This window comes from Clostridioides sp. ES-S-0005-03 (genome assembly GCF_020658455.1).
Taxonomy (GTDB): Bacteria; Bacillota; Clostridia; order Peptostreptococcales; family Peptostreptococcaceae; genus Clostridioides.
The window spans coordinates 1-397 of the sequence record NZ_JACVWI010000027.1; the positions used below are offsets into that span (position 1 = coordinate 1).

General features: G+C 37.3%; 1 rRNA gene. It reads left to right on the top strand.

Annotation, left to right across the window (positions count from 1 at the left end):
- Positions 1–53 (top strand): 16S ribosomal RNA (locus IC218_RS21660); the annotation flags it as partial.
- Positions 54–397 lie beyond the last annotated feature (344 nt).

Here is a 397-nt window from a genome sequence, read left to right on the forward strand (position 1 = left end):
TGAAGTCGTAACAAGGTAGCCGTATCGGAAGGTGCGGCTGGATCACCTCCTTTCTAAGGAGAATTGCCTACTGTTTAATTTTGAGGGTTCGTTTTTACGAATACTCAATTAGCACTTTGAGCAACAGTATAAACTGAACGCATGTGAAGTTTGTTTGTTGGCGCTGTGCGTTAGCACTTTAAGCAACGGAATTTATTCGTTGGCGACGTGCCTTAGCACTTTAAGCAACAGGATTTATCTGTTGGCGCTGTGCGTTAGCACTTTGAAAATTGCATATATATATTTAGTGATATGACATCTAATTTGTAATATATAAAGCTGATAACTTTTAAAAATTATCGAAGTTGATAGCTTCTAATCTATCAAACCTTTTTAACTGGTCAAGTTATTAAGGGTG